The 17078-nt window shown below is 58.7% G+C and carries 13 protein-coding genes and 1 pseudogene; 12 read left to right on the top strand and 2 right to left on the bottom strand.

Translation table 11 applies throughout. The features are described from left to right. Nucleotides 1-83: 83 nt before the first annotated feature. From H3V09_RS03675 to groL, 3 genes are all read left to right on the top strand, one after another. Complete coding sequence (locus H3V09_RS03675; RefSeq protein WP_046323121.1) at nucleotides 84-728, top strand: LytR C-terminal domain-containing protein; 645 nt, start codon at nucleotides 84-86, stop codon at nucleotides 726-728. A gap of 168 nt (nucleotides 729-896) precedes the next feature. Next, nucleotides 897-1100: a cold-shock protein gene (locus H3V09_RS03670; protein WP_015022108.1), complete on the top strand. Its 204-nt coding sequence runs from the start codon at nucleotides 897-899 to the stop codon at nucleotides 1098-1100. A gap of 317 nt (nucleotides 1101-1417) precedes the next feature. Continuing rightward, a complete protein-coding gene (gene groL / locus H3V09_RS03665) occupies nucleotides 1418-3037 on the top strand; it encodes a chaperonin GroEL (protein ID WP_046323120.1) in 1620 nt (539 codons plus the stop codon). A gap of 184 nt (nucleotides 3038-3221) precedes the next feature. On the opposite strand, the gene H3V09_RS03660 is transcribed toward groL, so the two are convergent. Beyond that, entirely contained in the window at nucleotides 3222-3515 is a 294-nt protein-coding gene (locus H3V09_RS03660) for a WXG100 family type VII secretion target (RefSeq protein WP_015022106.1), read from the bottom strand. 69 nt (nucleotides 3516-3584) lie between these two features. Here H3V09_RS03660 and H3V09_RS03655 point away from each other — a divergent pair, with 69 nt between their 5' ends. The 6 genes and pseudogenes from H3V09_RS03655 to H3V09_RS03630 all read left to right on the top strand — a co-directional run bounded on the left by H3V09_RS03655 (nucleotide 3585) and on the right by H3V09_RS03630 (nucleotide 11378). Continuing rightward, nucleotides 3585-4376: a TPM domain-containing protein gene (locus H3V09_RS03655; protein WP_141650087.1), complete on the top strand. Its 792-nt coding sequence runs from the start codon at nucleotides 3585-3587 to the stop codon at nucleotides 4374-4376. A gap of 4 nt (nucleotides 4377-4380) precedes the next feature. Beyond that, a complete protein-coding gene (locus H3V09_RS03650; protein ID WP_046323119.1) occupies nucleotides 4381-5139 on the top strand; it encodes a response regulator transcription factor in 759 nt (252 codons plus the stop codon). 130 nt (nucleotides 5140-5269) lie between these two features. After that, nucleotides 5270-7084 carry a sensor histidine kinase gene (locus H3V09_RS08985; RefSeq protein WP_269748569.1) on the top strand — a complete coding sequence of 605 codons (1815 nt, stop codon included), beginning with the start codon at nucleotides 5270-5272 and terminating at the stop codon, nucleotides 7082-7084. An 86-nt stretch (nucleotides 7085-7170) separates the two neighbouring features. Further along, nucleotides 7171-7560 (top strand): cold-shock protein, encoded by a 390-nt coding sequence (locus H3V09_RS03640; protein WP_198190971.1) that lies wholly within the window; start codon nucleotides 7171-7173, stop codon nucleotides 7558-7560. A gap of 68 nt (nucleotides 7561-7628) precedes the next feature. Further along, nucleotides 7629-8603, top strand: a pseudogene (locus H3V09_RS03635) (DUF3027 domain-containing protein); the annotation flags it as partial. A gap of 132 nt (nucleotides 8604-8735) precedes the next feature. Continuing rightward, nucleotides 8736-11378 carry an ATP-dependent Clp protease ATP-binding subunit gene (locus tag H3V09_RS03630; RefSeq protein ID WP_232339353.1) on the top strand — a complete coding sequence of 881 codons (2643 nt, stop codon included), beginning with the start codon at nucleotides 8736-8738 and terminating at the stop codon, nucleotides 11376-11378. 157 nt (nucleotides 11379-11535) lie between these two features. Here H3V09_RS03630 and iolD read toward each other — a convergent pair whose 3' ends face one another. Beyond that, complete coding sequence (iolD, locus tag H3V09_RS03625) at nucleotides 11536-13410, bottom strand: 3D-(3,5/4)-trihydroxycyclohexane-1,2-dione acylhydrolase (decyclizing) (RefSeq protein ID WP_198190969.1); 1875 nt, start codon at nucleotides 13408-13410, stop codon at nucleotides 11536-11538. Nucleotides 13411-13666: 256 nt separating this feature from the next. On the opposite strand from iolD, the gene H3V09_RS03620 reads away from it, so the two are divergent. From H3V09_RS03620 to H3V09_RS03610, 3 genes are all read left to right on the top strand, one after another. Beyond that, nucleotides 13667-15127 carry an NAD-dependent succinate-semialdehyde dehydrogenase gene (locus H3V09_RS03620; RefSeq protein WP_198190968.1) on the top strand — a complete coding sequence of 487 codons (1461 nt, stop codon included), beginning with the start codon at nucleotides 13667-13669 and terminating at the stop codon, nucleotides 15125-15127. A 161-nt stretch (nucleotides 15128-15288) separates the two neighbouring features. Next, nucleotides 15289-16122, top strand: a complete 834-nt coding sequence (locus tag H3V09_RS03615) for an IclR family transcriptional regulator (protein ID WP_198190967.1) — start codon at nucleotides 15289-15291, stop codon at nucleotides 16120-16122. Next, entirely contained in the window at nucleotides 16103-16903 is an 801-nt protein-coding gene (locus tag H3V09_RS03610) for an IclR family transcriptional regulator (RefSeq protein WP_198190966.1), read from the top strand. Before H3V09_RS03615 ends, H3V09_RS03610 begins: the two co-directional genes overlap by 20 nt. The last annotated feature ends 175 nt before the right edge of the window (nucleotides 16904-17078 follow it).

The raw sequence follows: 17078 nt of genomic DNA, 5'->3' as shown, positions 1-17078 counted from the left end.
GGACGTCGAATGGTCAGTTGAATGTTGACCCGACGACGCATTACTTATAATGGTTCAGGATCCGGTGGAGCAGAGGAGAGTTCATGGCTAGCACGCGCGACAATGGGACGCAGGCGCGCCCTCAGGTTCATGATGCGTTCGACAACCCTCCCAAGGGGCCGGTCGGCGTACATCGCGGGCCTCGTTCCCTGACGATCAGGGTTCTGCCCTACCTGCTGGTGGTTGTCTTGGCGGTGCTGTGCGGCCTGGGCGTATGGGCTGCGGTCAGCGGTTCCCTGCCCTGGCAGCAGACGCATACCGAAGCATCCCGGGTCATCAGCAGCCATCTGCCGAAGCGTTCAGCATCTTCTTCTGCTTCAAGCAGTGCGACCGCTACTGATCAAGCCTCCCAAGAACAAACTTCTGAGCCTTCATCCCAGTCGCCGTCAGCGAGCGCTTCCAGCAGCAGCCCGGCTCCCGTGGTCAACCGGGGCACGCAGGTCACCGTCATCAATGGAACCAGGGTCAACGGGTATGCCGGCAAGAAGCGCCAGGTTCTGGTCAATGCCGGTTACACTGCGGTGACGGCATCCAACCCGCAGGATGCACTGCCTGGCGTAAGCACGGTCCGCTACCGTGACGAGGCCGACAAGGCCACTGCCCAAGAGGTGGCCAATCTGCTGGGTATCACTCAGGTGGAACAGTCCTCTGTAGCTTCCACTCCGGTGGAAGCCATCCTCATGCAGTGAGTCCGGTCAGCCGGACGGCGGAGCAAATATGATGGAAAAACATTCAGAATTTCGGCTCGGCGTTTTGCAATTGCCTCATAAATAGGCCTAAACTGACCTTGCCGACCAGGCAGATGCGGTCAGTCTCGTATCTGTTGTGACGCGGCACCTATGTTAAGGAAGTTAGTTATGGCACAAGGCACTGTGAAATTCTTCAGCGCTGGCAAGGGTTACGGATTCATCAATCCTGACGATGGCGGCGAGGACGTGTTCGTGCACTACTCAGCCATTCAGTCCGATGGTTTCAAGACCCTTGATGAGGGAGATAAGGTCGAATATCAGGTGGAGCAGGGCCCCAAGGGCCTGCAGGCAACCAAGGTCACCAAGCTCTGATTGTCTCTTCTGTATTCGTCATGGAACCCCGGATTATTCCGGGGTTCTTTTTTATAGCTCCTTAGCCCATATCCAGACGTTGGGCCAGGATTACGCGGGGTGCGGATTGTCTGCAGGCGTGGCCGGTACGTTAAGTCTGATATGACATACAGCCTGTAGCGTATTTTCCCTTCGGGTTGGCACTCGGCCTCATCGAGTGCTAATCTGCTGAATTAGCACTCGAGGTGCGGGAGTGATAACGCGACAGCTGACGGTCGGGTTCCGTTCCACGCCGACGGTGGGTCATGAAACCTCAAGCCATGACGGAGGAAGCAACAATGGCAAAAATCATCGAGTATGACGAGGAAGCTCGTCAGGGCATGCTTGCCGGCCTGGACAAGCTGGCCGACACGGTCAAGGTCACGCTGGGCCCCAAGGGCCGCAATGTGGTGCTGGACAAGTCCTACGGCGCACCGACCATCACCAACGATGGCGTCTCCATCGCCAAGGAGATCGACCTGGAGGATCCTTACGAGCGCATCGGCGCCGAGCTGGTCAAGGAAGTCGCCAAGAAGACTGACGACGTCGCCGGAGACGGCACCACCACCGCTACCGTGCTGGCCCAGTCCCTGGTGCATGAGGGTCTGAAGAACGTGGCCGCCGGATCCAACCCCATCGCCCTGCGCCGCGGCATCGAGAAGGCTGCTGACGCCATCGTCAAGGAACTCGTGGCCCAGTCCAAGGAAGTCGAGACCAAGGACCAGATCGCTGCCACCGCCACCATTTCTGCAGGCGACCCCGAGATCGGCAATGAGATCGCCGAGGCTCTGGACAAGGTCGGCCAGGATGGCGTGGTCACCGTCGAGGACAACAACCGCTTCGGACTGGATCTGGAGTTCACCGAGGGCATGCGCTTCGACAAGGGCTACATCGCTCCTTACTTCGTCACCAACAACGACGATCAGACCGCCGTTCTGGATGATCCCTACATTCTGCTGACCTCGGGCAAGGTTTCCAGCCAGCAGGACGTGGTCCACATCGCCGAGCTGGTCATGAAGACCGGCAAGCCCTTGCTGATCGTGGCCGAGGACGTGGACGGCGAAGCGCTGCCCACTCTGATCCTCAACAAGATCCGCGGCACCTTCAACTCCTGCGCTGTCAAGGCTCCTGGCTTCGGCGACCGCCGCAAGGCCATGCTGCAGGATATGGCCATCCTGACCGGCGCACAGGTCGTGTCCGATGAGCTCGGTCTCAAACTGGACTCCATCGACATGAGCGTGCTGGGTACCGCCAAGAAGGTCATCGTCTCCAAGGACGAGACCACCATCGTTTCCGGTGGCGGTTCCAAGGACGAGGTCTCCGCACGTGTGGGCCAGATTCGCACCGAGATCGAGAACACCGATTCGGACTATGACCGTGAGAAGCTGCAGGAGCGGCTGGCCAAGCTGGCCGGCGGCGTGGCCGTCATCAAGGTCGGCGCAGCCACCGAGGTCGAGGCCAAGGAGCGTAAGCACCGCATCGAGGATGCTGTCCGTAACGCCAAGGCTGCCATTGAAGAGGGCCTGCTGCCCGGAGGTGGCGTGGCTCTGGTTCAGGCCGCAGCCAAGGCTGAGAAGGAAGTCAAGCTGGATGGCGACGAGTCCACCGGCGCTTCCATCGTCTTCCGTGCCATCGAAGCCCCCATCAAGCAGATCGCCGAGAACAGCGGTGTCTCTGGTGACGTGGTCATCAACAAGGTCCGTTCGCTGCCTGCTGGCCAAGGCTTCAACGCCGCCAACAATGAGTACCAGGACCTGCTGGAGGCCGGCGTGGCCGACCCCGTCAAGGTGACCCGTTCCGCGCTGCAGAACGCAGCCTCCATTGCTGGGCTCTTCCTGACCACCGAGGCTGTCGTGGCCAACAAGCCTGAGCCTCCGGCACCTGCCGCCGCTCAGCCTCAGGGCGACATGGGCTACTGATCCTTGAGGTTCGGCTGGGCTTTTCGGCTGAACCTAGTGATCACCAAGGACAGGGGCCTGCGCACCGGGAATGGTGCGCAGGCCCCTGTCTCTTTTATGGTCTGTCTTTCCATATGCTTGCCAGATCTGGACCCGATATGCCGTGGTCAAATAGTTTTGAGCTGCCAGCACATAGGTCCGGTGCTCAGGCTCCGGCGAAGAGGCGTGTGGCCTGGGCTTCGGTATCTGCATAAAGAGCAGAAGCTTGGGTTAATGCCGCCTGGATGCCTTCAAGTGCTTGTTCCATCTGGGCTTGCGAGGCGCGCCACTGCTGGGCCACTGTGGCGAATTGGCTGGCCGCCGAGCCCTGCCAGACGCTTTGAAGATTGTCCAGGTTGGTGTACATTCCCGCCACGGCATCTCTGATGGCCCCTATCGAGCCGCTGACTGCGCCGGAGGCTGTCTGTATCTGATCTGAATCAACTTGGAACCGTGTCATGGTTGTCCTTTCCGTGAATGGCGGTGATGGTGGGGGAGTCCGATGCCGTCAGCCGCTACTGTGGACACTATGACAGTGTTCACGCGGTTGCCCCGTCCACGGACCCATGTGGTCGAACGAGTCTTCCTCCACAAGGCGAGTCCAGGCTGCGCTCCGGCCATGAGGCGGGTTTTGGCTTTCCTTCTCTTGACGGTTTTGATGACAGGCGCCCTTGGACCGACCAGGGTCTTTGCCGATGAGCCTCAGACCGGGGCCGGAACCATGACCGACACGATCACTGATCCACAGAATCTGCTGGGTTCGGATGTGGGATCCGTCAAGGATGCGATCGAGGAGACCGCAGAGCAAACAGGAGTATCGGTCCGACTTCTCTACTTGCCGCATTTCTACGAGGGCGTCAAGCCGGAGATCTGGGCATCCCGGGCGCTCGAATCGATGAAGCCTGCCCAAGACACGGTTATGCTGGCAGTGGCCTCTCAGGACGGCAAATTGGTCGTGGCGGTCTCCAGCAACTCGCAGGCCTGGCTCAAGGACCAATCCAGCGTGGATCAGCTCTCGCAGGCTGCTCTGGAGCCGGTCGCCAAAAGCCGCAATCCTGATTGGGTGGGCTCGGCTAAAGCCATGATGACCCAAGTGGAGACTCTTGAGCAGAACCACCGGCATCACCGGATCATGATCATCGCTCTTTCGGTAACGTTTGTGGTCCTGGTTATTCTGGGCGTAGCCGTTACGATTTGGTGGCGTCGCAGCAGCCGAAGCGGGGCTCATCATCGCAGGTCCAGTTCGGTGAAGGAGCAATCACGCCCAACAGAGACGATCAGCGAACTTTCAGATAATACCCAGAAAGAGGCGGCAAGCTGAAGCCATGAGCAAACCGACGCAAGCACAACTGGTCGTGGTCGACGACGAACCGTCCATCAGGGATCTGCTGGTGGCTTCCCTACATTTTGCGGGCTTTGCGGTTGAGACCGCGGCGTCCGGCTCTGAGGCCATTCAGGTCATTGAGCGCATCCAGCCCGATTTGATTGTCCTGGATGTCATGCTGCCTGACATCGATGGGTTCACAGTCACCTCCCGTATCCGCCAGGAGGGAATCGAAGCGCCGGTGCTCTTTCTGACCGCCAGGGATGACACCCAGGACAAGGTCATGGGGCTGACTGTGGGCGGCGACGATTATGTGACCAAACCCTTCAGCCTGGAGGAGGTTGTGGCCAGAATCAAGGCTATACTGCGCAGAACCCGCGAGCACCAGGAGGATGACCCGATCATCCGCGTTGGTGATCTGGAGATCAACGAGGATTCCCACGATGTCACCAGGGCTGGCCGACCCATCGACCTGAGCCCAACCGAATACAAGCTGCTGCGCTACCTGATGGATAATGAGGGTCGCGTGCTCAGTAAGGCCCAGATTCTGGACCATGTCTGGCAGTACGACTGGGGCGGTGATGCGGCCATCGTGGAATCCTATATTTCCTACCTGCGCAAGAAGGTGGATGGCATCACTGTCAGCGATGGGCACGGCGGTGAGCGCAAGGCCACCCCGCTGATCGAGACCAAGCGAGGAATCGGTTACATGATTCGGGCCCCTAGGCAGAACGCATCGGACGGCGGCGATGGCGACTAGTCCCCAGAGTCCGACCCCTGAGACAGGACAATCGGCTGTTCCCGATCCGAGGTCGGCCGACAGGTTCAGGTCGTTCAAGGGTTCGGACTCCGGCAGGGGAGCCGATTCCGGCAAGCCGAGGGGCAGGTCCATGCCCAGGTCGCCTCTGGCTGCGATTCCCCTAAGTACCAAACTTGTGGCCAGCATGCTCATCCTGCTCATCGTGGGTACGGTAGGCGTCTCTGTAGCCATCTGCCAGATGGCTGACGACTATCTGATGAAGCGTACGGACTCCCAGCTGATCCGCCAGGCCAACCTGGGCATCCGCAACGCCACGCTTTTGCGCCAGGAGGATCTGAGCAAGAATGGCCTGGGTCCCACCGACTACTTCCTACAGATTCGAGACGACGACCTGCACATCATTTCGGACGATCTGAATCCCATGCAGGTCAACGGGGTCATCTCCCGCCCGCGTCTGCCCGCCGACGGCAGCCTGGGTTCGATACCCCTTGGCCAGCCGACCACGGTACCTGCATATGTGCGGGTCTCTAAACAGGCCTCGCCCGACCGCGACACCATGAAGCGAGCCCGGGCCTCATGGCGTGTGGTGGCCATGCAGTGGAAGCTGCGCAATGATCTGGACGGTTCTGAAATCAGTGGTGTGCTCTTCATCGGTCTGTCCATGAGCGACCAGGATGAGGCCGTGCATGATTTGACGGCTTTCTGCATGATCATTTCCGTCGTAGTGGTCCTTCTGGGAGGAGTCATCTCGGTCCTGCTGATTCAGTCCACTCTGGTTCCCCTCAAGCGCATCGAGAAGACTGCTGCAAAGATAGCGGCCGGCGACCTTTCCCAACGCATTCCCAGCTTCCCGGAGAATACCGAAGTGGGCTCCCTGGCGGCATCCCTCAATGCCATGCTGGCGCGAATCGAGCATTCCTTCGACGAGCAGCGCCAGACCACTGAAAAGATGAAGCAGTTCGTTTCGGACGCCAGTCACGAGCTGCGCACTCCTCTGGCCGCCATCCACGGCTATGCAGAGCTCTACAGGATGCAGCGCGATTATCCAGGGGCTTTGGAGCGTGCAGACAAATCCATCCAGCACATCGAGGACTCTTCCACCAGGATGACGGTCCTGGTCACGGATCTGCTTTCGCTTGCTCGCCTGGATGAGGGCAGGGGAATCGACCCGACCCTGGCGGTCGATTTGACCGGTCTGGTGCGAGACGGAGTGGACGACTTGCATGCTCTGGATCTGGGAAGAGAGGTTGCTACCGGAAGGGTTTGCCTGCATACCGAGGATCAGCCTGCTCCCCAGGAGATGCCAGCCACAGCCAGTAAGGGACTGTCAGGCCTCAAGGGACGCAACAAGGAGAAAATCACCGTGGGCGGGCACCTGGGTCCATCGGTCAGCTTGGATATCCAGGAAGGACCCTTGCCCTCGGTGCAGGTGACTGGCGACCCCAGCCGTCTGCGTCAGGTGATTACCAATATCGTGGGTAATATCCACCGCTACACCCCATCTGATTCGCCGGTCCAGGTGGGGTTGGGTCTGGTCAAAGCGACCATCGCTCCAGCGGATCTGACAAGGTTGGAGGCCACTGAGTCCTCGCTGGGCCGCCTGACCGAAGCGATCCAGGTGGCAAAGAATAGCCATGTGGGCACAGACTATGCCATCATCCGGATGGTTGACCACGGCCCAGGTGTCCCGGAGGAATCCAGGTCCAGGCTCTTCGAGCGCTTCTACACGGCTGACCCGTCCAGAGCTCGGGAGAAAGGCGGCACGGGGCTTGGACTGGCCATTGTCCAGTCTATTGTCAAGGCCCATCAGGGATTCATCTGCGCGTCGCAGACCCCGGGGGGCGGCTTGACTTTCACCATCGTCATACCCCAGGGTGTCAGGCGGGATCAGGAGGGCGCCGAGAATCAAGCCAATCCTGCTGTCAGCCGTCCCGTACGCCTATGACAAGATGGGTCGTCCTGCCCTCTCCATTCAGGTAGACTGATTTCGGATATATCTGTTCAAGAAGCAACGTAAGGAAGTGGCAGAGCATGCCCAGCGGGAGAGTACGGTGGTACGACGCCAAGCGGGGGTTCGGGTTCATCACGGATGAACAAGGTGGAGATGTCTTCCTGCCCTCATCAGCACTACCTGCTGGAGTATCCACTATACGCAAGGGATCCCGGGTGGAGTTCTCGGTGGCTGAGGGCCGCAAGGGCCCCCAGGCCCTGGATCTGAAGCTGGTGGGGCCGACCCCCTCCATCCTGCGCGCCAAACGACCCGATCCGGACGATATGGCCGCCATCGTGGAGGATTTGATCAAGCTGCTCGACTCGGCTGGCAATGGCCTGCGTCGGCACCACTATCCAGGTCGGGCCGAATCCACCAAGCTGGCCACCCTTCTGAGGGCTGTGGCCGATGACTTTGATGTGCCGGACTGAGTGGACGGCGAGAAGAATCCGATGTGGATCGGTCTTGTCCGGTCCCACTGATGATGAAGGTGTGATAGATGGTTCAAGAGGACCTGGATCCTGAGGAACTGGCCAGGCGAGTGGCCCTGAGCGTGGCTGCCGACAGCGATGAGGTCGGTGAACTGGTCGGCCGTACCCCGATTGGGGATGGAGTCTGGGACTACCGGTTCGCCTCGGCCATCAAGGGATACGAGGGCTGGCAGTGGTCGGTCACCCTTTACCGCGATGAGGATGCCGATACCTGGACTGTGGATGAATCGTCGCTGGTGCCTACTGATGCGGCCCTGCAACCCCCGGCATGGGTTCCCTGGAAGGATCGCCTGTTGCCCTCGGATCTGAGCGTAACCGACGTCATGGGAACGGATCCCGACGATCCCAGGCTGACAGCCGGATACAAACCTGCGCAGGCAGTGCCTCAGAATTCTGAAGTAGAGCAGACCTCAGAGGACAATAAAGAAGGTCAGAAAGCATCAGCCTCGGTTGATGCTGATGGTGCCGGTCAGGGGACTGACGGTGCGGTCTTCCGCCTGGTAGACCGCTCAGGTGGCGAAAAAGACGTTCACAAGCAAGAACCGAATGATCAGGTTTCCTTCGATGCACAGACCTCTGCCGCCGACCTGGATGAGGCTGTCGATCGCTTCGCTCTGAGCCGCCGGCACGTGATGACTGCCGAGGCTAGGACGGCCACCGCCAAGCGCTGGTACGAGGGTCAGCACGGTCCCAAGTCCCTATCGACCCGGACGGCCAAGGGCAAGGCATGCGAGACCTGCGGTTTCATGATTCCACTGGCTGGCGATCTGGGGACTATGTTCGGCGTGTGCGCGAATCGTTGGAGCCCGGACGACGGGCGTGTGGTCTCCCTGGATCATGGCTGCGGTGAGCATTCTGAGATCGAGCCCCAGGAGGAGTCCCATCTTTGGGTTCAGTCCCAGCCGGCTTATGACGATCTTCATATTGATGTGGTCAGGCAGAAGCCACGCGAGGAGCGCCCTGAGGTGGAACTGATGGAGCAGATGGAGTCAGAAGACGGCTCAGAGGACTGATTCCAAGGCCTCGTTGCGTTCAGAGCGCAATCACCGGCGGGCCGAGAATAAACGTCACCGTAAATCTGTAGAGTGAATTACGGATCAAAGGGAAGGACAAGTATGTTCGAACGGTTTACCGACCGTGCGCGGCGGGTGATTGTGCTGGCGCAGGAAGAGGCCCGCACCCTGCAGCACAACTACATCGGCACCGAGCACCTCCTCCTGGGCCTGATCAGGGAAGGTGACGGTGTTGCCGCCAAGGCCCTGGCCTCCAAGGGCGTGGAACTGGATGCCACACGCAAGCAGGTTGAGGAGATGATCGGTAAGGGCAATGCGGTCCCCAATGGGCACATCCCATTCACGCCGCACGCCCGTCAGGTCTTGGAGCTGTCGCTGCGCGAAGCTCTTCAATTGGGTCACTCATACATTGGCACTGAGCACATCCTCCTCGGCCTCATTCGTGAGGGTGAGGGCGTCGGCACCCAGGTGTTGATCAAGATGGGTGTGGATCTGGGTGATCTGCGGACCGCCACAATCGACATGATTCGCGGCAACCATGAAGGCGGCGACGCTGGCAAGGGCGATCTGGCAAATGCTGGCGGCGTTTCCAACAAGGGCGGACAAACCGGTTCGGCCATCCTGGACCAGTTCGGCAGGAACCTGACCCAGGAAGCCGCTGAAGGCAAGCTGGACCCGGTCATCGGGCGAGCCAACGAGATTGAGCGGGTCATGGTCGTTCTGTCCAGGAGGACCAAGAACAACCCAGTGCTGATCGGCGAGCCTGGCGTGGGCAAGACCGCCGTGGTCGAGGGCCTGGCGCAGAAGATTCATGAGGGCGATGTTCCGGAGACGCTCAAGGGCAAGCAGGTCTACTCGCTGGACCTGGGCTCCATGGTGGCCGGTTCACGATATCGTGGCGATTTCGAGGAGCGTCTGAAGAAGGTGCTCAAGGAGATCAAGACCCGGGGCGACATCATTCTCTTCATTGATGAGATTCACACCATCGTCGGAGCGGGTTCGGCCGACGGGGCCCTGGGCGCTTCTGACATGCTTAAGCCCCTGCTGGCCCGCGGCGAGCTGCAGACCATCGGTGCCACCACTACCGACGAGTATCGCAAGTACATCGAGAAGGACGCAGCACTTGAGAGGCGCTTCCAGCCTATTCAGGTCTCCGAGCCCACAATCGCCCAGACCATCGAGATCCTCAAGGGTCTGCGCGGTCGCTACGAGCATCATCACCACGTCACCATCACGGACAAGGCCCTGCAATCGGCGGCTGAGCTCTCTGCACGCTACATTCAGGACAGGAACCTGCCTGACAAGGCTATAGACCTGATCGATGAGGCTGGTGCACGTCTGCGCATCAAGAGGCTGACTGCCCCGCCAGAGCTCAAAGAGCTGGATGCCAAGGTGGATCGTATCTCCGCCCAGAAGGACCAGGCCATCAAGGACCAGGACTTCGAGAAGGCCGCTCAGCTGCGTGACAGCCAGGAGAAGCTGGAGGCCGAGCGCAAGGAGAAGGAGCAGGCCTGGCACGAGGGCGAGTCCGACGTGAAGATGGTTGTCGACGAGGATGTGATCGCTGAGGTGGTCTCTTCGACCACCGGCATCCCGGTCTTCAAGCTGACCCAGGCCGAGTCCAAGAAGCTCCTGGGTATGGAGAAGGAGCTGCACAAGCGGATCATCGGCCAGGATGAGGCCGTCTCCGCCCTGTCCCGCTCCATCCGCCGTACCCGTGTGGGCCTCAAGGATCCCAAGCGTCCTGCAGGTTCCTTCATCTTCGCTGGACCCACCGGTGTGGGCAAGACCGAGCTGGCCAAGGCTCTGGCCCAGTTCCTCTTTGATGATGAGAATGCCCTGATCCGGGTGGATATGTCCGAGTTCTCGGAGAAGTATTCCACTTCTCGTCTCTTCGGTGCCCCTCCGGGGTACGTGGGATACGAAGAGGGCGGCGAGCTGACCGAGAAGGTCAGGCGCAAGCCATTCTCCGTGGTCCTCTTCGACGAGATCGAGAAGGCCCATCCGGACATCTTCAACACCCTGCTGCAGGTGCTGGACGACGGCCATCTGACTGATGGGCAGGGTCGCATGGTGGACTTCAAGAACACCATTATCATCCTGACCACCAACCTGGGAACCCGCGACATCGCCAAGGCTGCAAACACCGGCTTCAACGTGAGTGGCAACACCGAGACCTCCTATCAAAGGATGAAGGACCAGGTGACCAGTGAGCTCAAGCAGCAGTTCAGGCCCGAGTTCCTGAACCGACTGGATGACATCATTGTCTTCCAGCAGCTGACCGAGCCCCAGGTCCGTCAGATCGTCGATCTGGACATCGCTCAGCTCAATGATCGTCTCTTCGAACGCCACATGTCCCTGGATCTGACCGACAAGGCCAAGGACCTGCTGGCCGAGAAGGGCTTCGATCCGCTCCTGGGTGCCCGGCCTCTGCGCCGCGTCATCCAGCGGGATATCGAGGATGCGGTCTCCGAGAAGATTCTCATGGGCGACCTTACGGACAACGAGTCCGTTCAGGTTGACGCAGAAGGTGAGGGCATCCTAGGCGAGTTCACCTTCACGGGCAAGCCCTTCGAGGGACCCCGTCATGCGGCTAGCTCTGCCGATGGACAGAACCAGGAGCCTGAACTGGTTGGAGCCCCAGTGTCTGCCACCCCAGATGCCGATCTCTCTGAGGACGCCTCTCAGGTAGAGCGGGCAGAACGTCCCTTGGGCGATGAACCAGCAGAAGGTTCAGCTGAATAAATAAAAAGGTCAAGGACGTACTCTCTGGTTATTTAGCAGAGGGTCCAAGGTGTAAAACGCAATGATGGGGTGGGGAACGCGAAAGGTGTTCCCCACCCCATCATTGATATTTCCAGGTTTCTGCCCAGCAATAGGTTGGACCTGGAGAGGGTGAAACTTACAGGTAAAGCTTCTGCTCCTTGGTGCGTACCTCCTCATAGGCCTGGTGGGCCTGCTTGCTGGAATCTATATGGGCCACCTGGGGTGTCGCTACATCCCACCAGGCCTGGGATGAGTTGTCGCGGACAACAGGGTCTACCGTCACGTAGATGGCGGCTATGGTCTCGCCATCGACGGCCTTCTTGACTGCGTCCTTGAGCTCCTCGGCGTCAGTGGGGCAATAGGTGGGTACGCCATACCCCTCCAATATCTTCGGGAAATCGATGGGCAGGTAGTGGTCCTTGTCCTCCAGTCCCTGCTCATTCTTCATGTAGAAGCGGGTTTCAAACCCCTGTGATCCAACCTGATGGGAGAGGGTGTTGATGGAACCGAACCCGTGATTGTCGACCAGAATAATGATGATTTTTTCATGTTCCTGAATGGCAGTGAGGACATCCTGGTGGTACATGAGGAAGGAGGCGTCTCCGATGAAGGTGAAGATCTCCCGATCTGGTGCAGCCATACGCATCCCTAGGCCAGCTGGTATTTCGTAGCCCATGCAGGAGTATCCGTATTCGACTGAATAGCCTAGAGGGGATCCTGGTCTCCAGAGCTTCTGCAGGTCACTAGGCATGGATCCGGCGGCGTTAACCACCACATCCTGAGGCTTGGCGAAACTGTTGACAATGCCGATCACCTCCTTTTGACCGAGCTTGTTGTCTCCGGGAATATGCTGGGTCTGCCGAACGACTTCCGCCCTTGCTTCATCTGCAGCCTCCTCCGCCTGCCTGCGGTAGTCAGAAGGTACTTGCCAGTCTTTCAGGGCTCGGCTCAGTTCACGAATTGCCTCCCTGGCATCCCCGACGACCGCGATGGCTGCTTCCTTGTTGGCATCAAAGGAAGCTACGTTGATATTGACAAAGTGCACCGAGGGGTCCTGGAACATGGTATTCGATGCTGAAGTAAAGTCGGTGTACCTGGTTCCGATGCCGATGATCAGGTCGGCTTGGCGTGCTAGCTGATTGGCATATTTGAGTCCGATGGAGCCGAGGGGTCCGACGTTCAATGGATGCTCATAGGCTACAGCCCCCTTGGCGGCCTGAGTGCTGCCAACGGGGATGCCGGTATGTTCAATGAAGTCGGTCAAGTCCTGGCTGGCTGAAGAGTAGACTGTACCGCCGCCGGCAATAATGAAGGGCCGTTTACTGGCACGTATGGCTTCGGCGGCTGCAGCCAAAGCGTCCGCATCCGCTCGGGGCCGGCCGATTCTCCAGATGCGTTCCTTGAAGAGGGAAGTGGGGAAGTCGTAGGCTTCAGCCTGAACATCCTGGGGCAGGCAGAGGGTCACCGCCCCCGTCTTGGCTGGGTTCGTCAGCGTTTCCATGGCTGCCAAGAGCGCTGCCGGGAGCTGTTCAGGGCGGTTGATCCTATCCCAGTAGCGACTGACGGGGCGCAGGGAGTCGTTGCCGGAAACATCATAGGAGCGTTCATCCTCTATCTGTTGCAGGACTGAACCGGCACGACGGGTGGAGAAGATATCGCTGGGCAGCAGGAGGACGGGAAGATGGTTGACCGTTGCCGTGCCAGCAGCGGTCACTAGGTTGGCGGCTCCTGGACCGATAGAGGTGGTCACGACCATGGCTCCCATGCGGTTTTTGAGCCGTGCGTAGCCAACGGCTATGTGGCCCATGCCTTGTTCATTGCGCCCTTGGATGAAGCGCATTCGTTCTTTCTCTTCTAAAAAGGCCTGCCCAACGCCACCGACATTGCCATGGCCCATGATGCCCAGGGCACCTCCGAAGAAGGTGTTGGTCTGCCCGTCGCGGGTGACTTGCTGCGCCTCTAAGAACCGCACAATGGCCTGTCCGACTGTCAATCGTATCGTTGATACCATTTCGCTTTATCCTTCGCTTTCTTGTATACATACCCTCAAATAGCCACCGGCTCATGCCTGCAGGCGTCCTTGCCCTGCCTGCCTCCTGTCTGGGACCGGATTGGGTCATGGCTGTCGAATCAAATACTACTGACTACATATGCAAAAAATATCATTAAATGGACAAAATGTCTAAAATTTAGTATGTTGTAGTTGCTTATCCGCGCAGAGGAATGTAATTGCTGCAAAGAAGCGGCGAAAGTGAGGAGTAGACGGTATGTGGAAATACAAGGTCGAGTCAGTGCTTCCCCAGTCGGGAAAGAGTTTGTTCATCGACGGGCAGTGGAGGGCTGCCGATAGTGGCAAGATGTTTACAGTAGAAAACCCTGCCGATGGCTCTACGCTTTACCAGGCATCAGACGGGGACAAGCAGGAGGCGTTGGCGGCTCTGGACAGTGCTGACCGGGCACAGGAGTCCTGGGGCCAGTCAACGCCCGAAGAACGAAGGAACATTCTGCAAACTGCCTATGAGGCCCTGATGGACAACAAGGAGATTTTTGCAGAGCTGATGACCCGGGAAATGGGCAAGAGTTTCAAGCAGGCGCTGGGGGAGGTGGACTACGGTGGCGGCTTCCTCAAGTGGTTCTCAGAGGAGGCCATGCGTGAATATGGCAGGACTTTCCACCTGCCAGACGGCCGCAAGGGTCTGGTCACCCACGATCCGGTGGGCCCCTGCTACCTGATTACCCCCTGGAACTTCCCGCTGGCCATGGGAACAAGGAAGATTGGCCCAGCCCTGGCTGCCGGCGATACCGTGGTGGTCAAGCCTGCCGAGCTGACCCCTCTTACCACCTTGGCGCTGGTGGAGATTCTTCGACAGGCAGGGGTGCCTAAGGGTGTGGTCAATGTCATCACAACCTCCCATTCCTCCCACATTTCAGATGCCCTCTTTGCCGACCAGCGGTTGCGTAAGGTGAGTTTTACAGGTTCCACCCCTGTGGGTGTCAAGCTGATGAAGCAGGCGGCCGACAATGTGCTGCGCACCTCCATGGAGTTGGGCGGTAACGCCCCCTTTGTGGTCTTTGATGATGCCGACATTGACGCGGCTGTTGACGGGGTCATGCTGGCCAAATTCCGCAACTATGGGGAGGCCTGCACCTCAGCCAACAGGATTCTGGTCCAGGATGGGGTTGCCGATGAGTTTGTGGCCAAGGTGAAGGATCGCATTGAGGCCCTGGTCGTGGGTGACGGCATGGATGAGGCGACTGATATCGGTCCCCTGATTGATGTCAAGGCCGTAGAGCGCATTAGCAGCCTAGTCGATGAGGCAGTCAGCCAAGGGGCAGAGCTGATTGTCGGCGGTCACAGGGATGAGCATGGAGAACGCTACTTCCAGCCGACGCTCCTGGACCGGGTTCCTCGCAAGGCTCGGGTATATGCCGAGGAAATCTTCGGGCCTGTCCTTGCTGTGAGCCGTTTTGGCAGCGACGAGGAGGGCATCGAGGCTGCTAACGACACGCCGTACGGGCTGGCGGCATATGCCTATACCAGTTCGATCAAGCGCAGTGAACTCATGCAGCGCCGTAGTGAGTCCGGTGTCCTGGCCATCAATTCCGGCGTGCTCTCCGATGCCACGGTTCCCTTTGGCGGAGTCAAGCAATCGGGTGTCGGCAGAGAGGGAGGAGCCGAAGGCATCTTTGAATATATGACCACCAAGTACACCCTGCTGGTGCCCTGATGCTCTGAGCCTTTCGATTTGCAAACCCGGGAGGTCGGGTGCAGGTTGGCACGGCTCAGTGCCAATCGGGAGTGGGCCCTGTTGTGAGGAAGATAGCCTGCTGACACCATATAATGTGCACTGGGCATGGATAGTTTACTTAGGACAAGAAGGAGGGTGCCTTGAGGCAAGGTACCGAATCTGACTCGGGACACAGCGTTGGCACCCTGACTAAGGCCAAGGCAGTGCTTGACGCTCTGGAACAACTTGGCCCCTCCAGCATCCATGAGATCAGCGCCTATGTGCACGAACCTGCCAGCTCCACCTATCGCCTGCTCTCCAATCTCGTGACCTTGGGCTGGGTGGATCATGGCCTGCATCGCGGCGAATACCGATTGGGCATCGCCTGTGTGCGCATTGGCGGCCGTATTGAGGCGAGGCTGGATGTGCAAAGCATCGCCAGGCATGTCTTTAAAAGGCAGGAGGGCTCGAACGGCAGCTGGAGCCTTTTTGTCCGCCACTATGTGCGCTCGGTCTGCGTGCAGATGACCTTCCTGGGGCAGAGTCGATTGCGCTCGCCTCAGATCGGTTATTCGTTGCCGATCAGTCTTGGTGCCCCTTCAGACGTGCTTCTGGCCTTTTTGGATCAAGCGCGTTTTGAGCGCCTGATCGAACACTATCGCTACAACGCTGACCTGGGTGGGCTGCTGTCCACCTTCCGTGAGCGCTCGATGCAGATGGCTGAAAAGGTGGTCCAACGAGGGTATGCCTACGATGTTGACAAAACAGTGCCAGGGGCGCTAACCCTGGCCGCCCCGATCTTCGATCATGCTGGTCACATCAGGGCTGCGGCCTGTTATAGCGGGCTGTCTCGATCCAGTAGGGCTTTGGTTGAATCAGGTGCCGATTTGCGTGAGGTGACCAGCCTGCTCCAAGCTGCCGGGGAGATATCGCAGGGACTGGGCTATGTGGTTGATGGCGAAGAGGGAAGGTTCGATGGTAAGAGCGAGCAGTAAGGCCAACAATCAGGAGCCGACCGGAGCCCTTTCCAAGGCTGGGAAGATCATCGACGTCCTGGCTGACAACAACGGTATCGGGCCTGCAGAAGTGGCGGCTGCCTCTGGCATTCCCCGCTCGTCCGCCTATAGGATCCTGGATGGATTGGTCCAAGTCGGTCTGGTCAAGGCCAATCAGGACGATACTTATTCATTGAGTTTAAGCTGGCTCAATCTCTCTGATGTGGCGCGCAGCTCCTTGACTGAATGGCCCAATGCCTATGAACTCTTGGCTGAGTTGACGACTCTTACCGGGCAGACGACTTTCCTGACCGTCATCAGTGGCTTCGAAACCGTCTGCGTGGAATGCGCACAGGGGCCCAGCATTGACGCGCTGATCCTGCGGCCGGGTGGTACCTTGCCCTTCTTCGCCGGTGCTGCTGGCCGGGTTTGCCTGGCCTATTCCGATGAGCAGATCCAGAATGACTACCTGAAACAGGCGCCCTTTGCGGGCTATAATGAGAACTCATTGGTCACTGCCAGCGCTCTGCGTACCGATATCAAGCAGATTCGGGAGAGAGGATTCGCTATTTCTAATGAGGACATCACCATCGGTGTGGCCTCGATTGGTGTCCCTATCTTTTCTCAACAGGATGGCATGGTGGTCGGAGCCCTATCAACCGGAGGATTCGCGGACGCGATGATGCCGCGCTGTGAAGAACTGGCAGGACAGCTCACGGCCTATGTAGACCGACTGGGATCAAGTCAGCTTTTGGGAAACTCGTCCCATTCTCAGGCTTGATGCCCAGCCCTGAAGGAGGCAGTGGCGTTCGAAGGCTGGCTCAGGCTGTCTGCGGTTAATTTTCCGTTAAAAACGTCCCAACAAGCCCACTGTCTAGGCCATATTCCTATTTCTTGGATAGTTTTCTGAAAAAACATAAGTTTTTTGCCTTTTTAATTTTCTTTTTTGTATTTTA

The organism is Bifidobacterium sp. M0399 (assembly GCF_016100595.1).
Lineage (GTDB): Bacteria > Actinomycetota > Actinomycetes > Actinomycetales > Bifidobacteriaceae > Bombiscardovia > Bombiscardovia polysaccharolytica.
The sequence above is the reverse complement of the archived record's forward strand: the minus strand, read 5'-3'. Positions and strand labels throughout refer to the sequence as shown.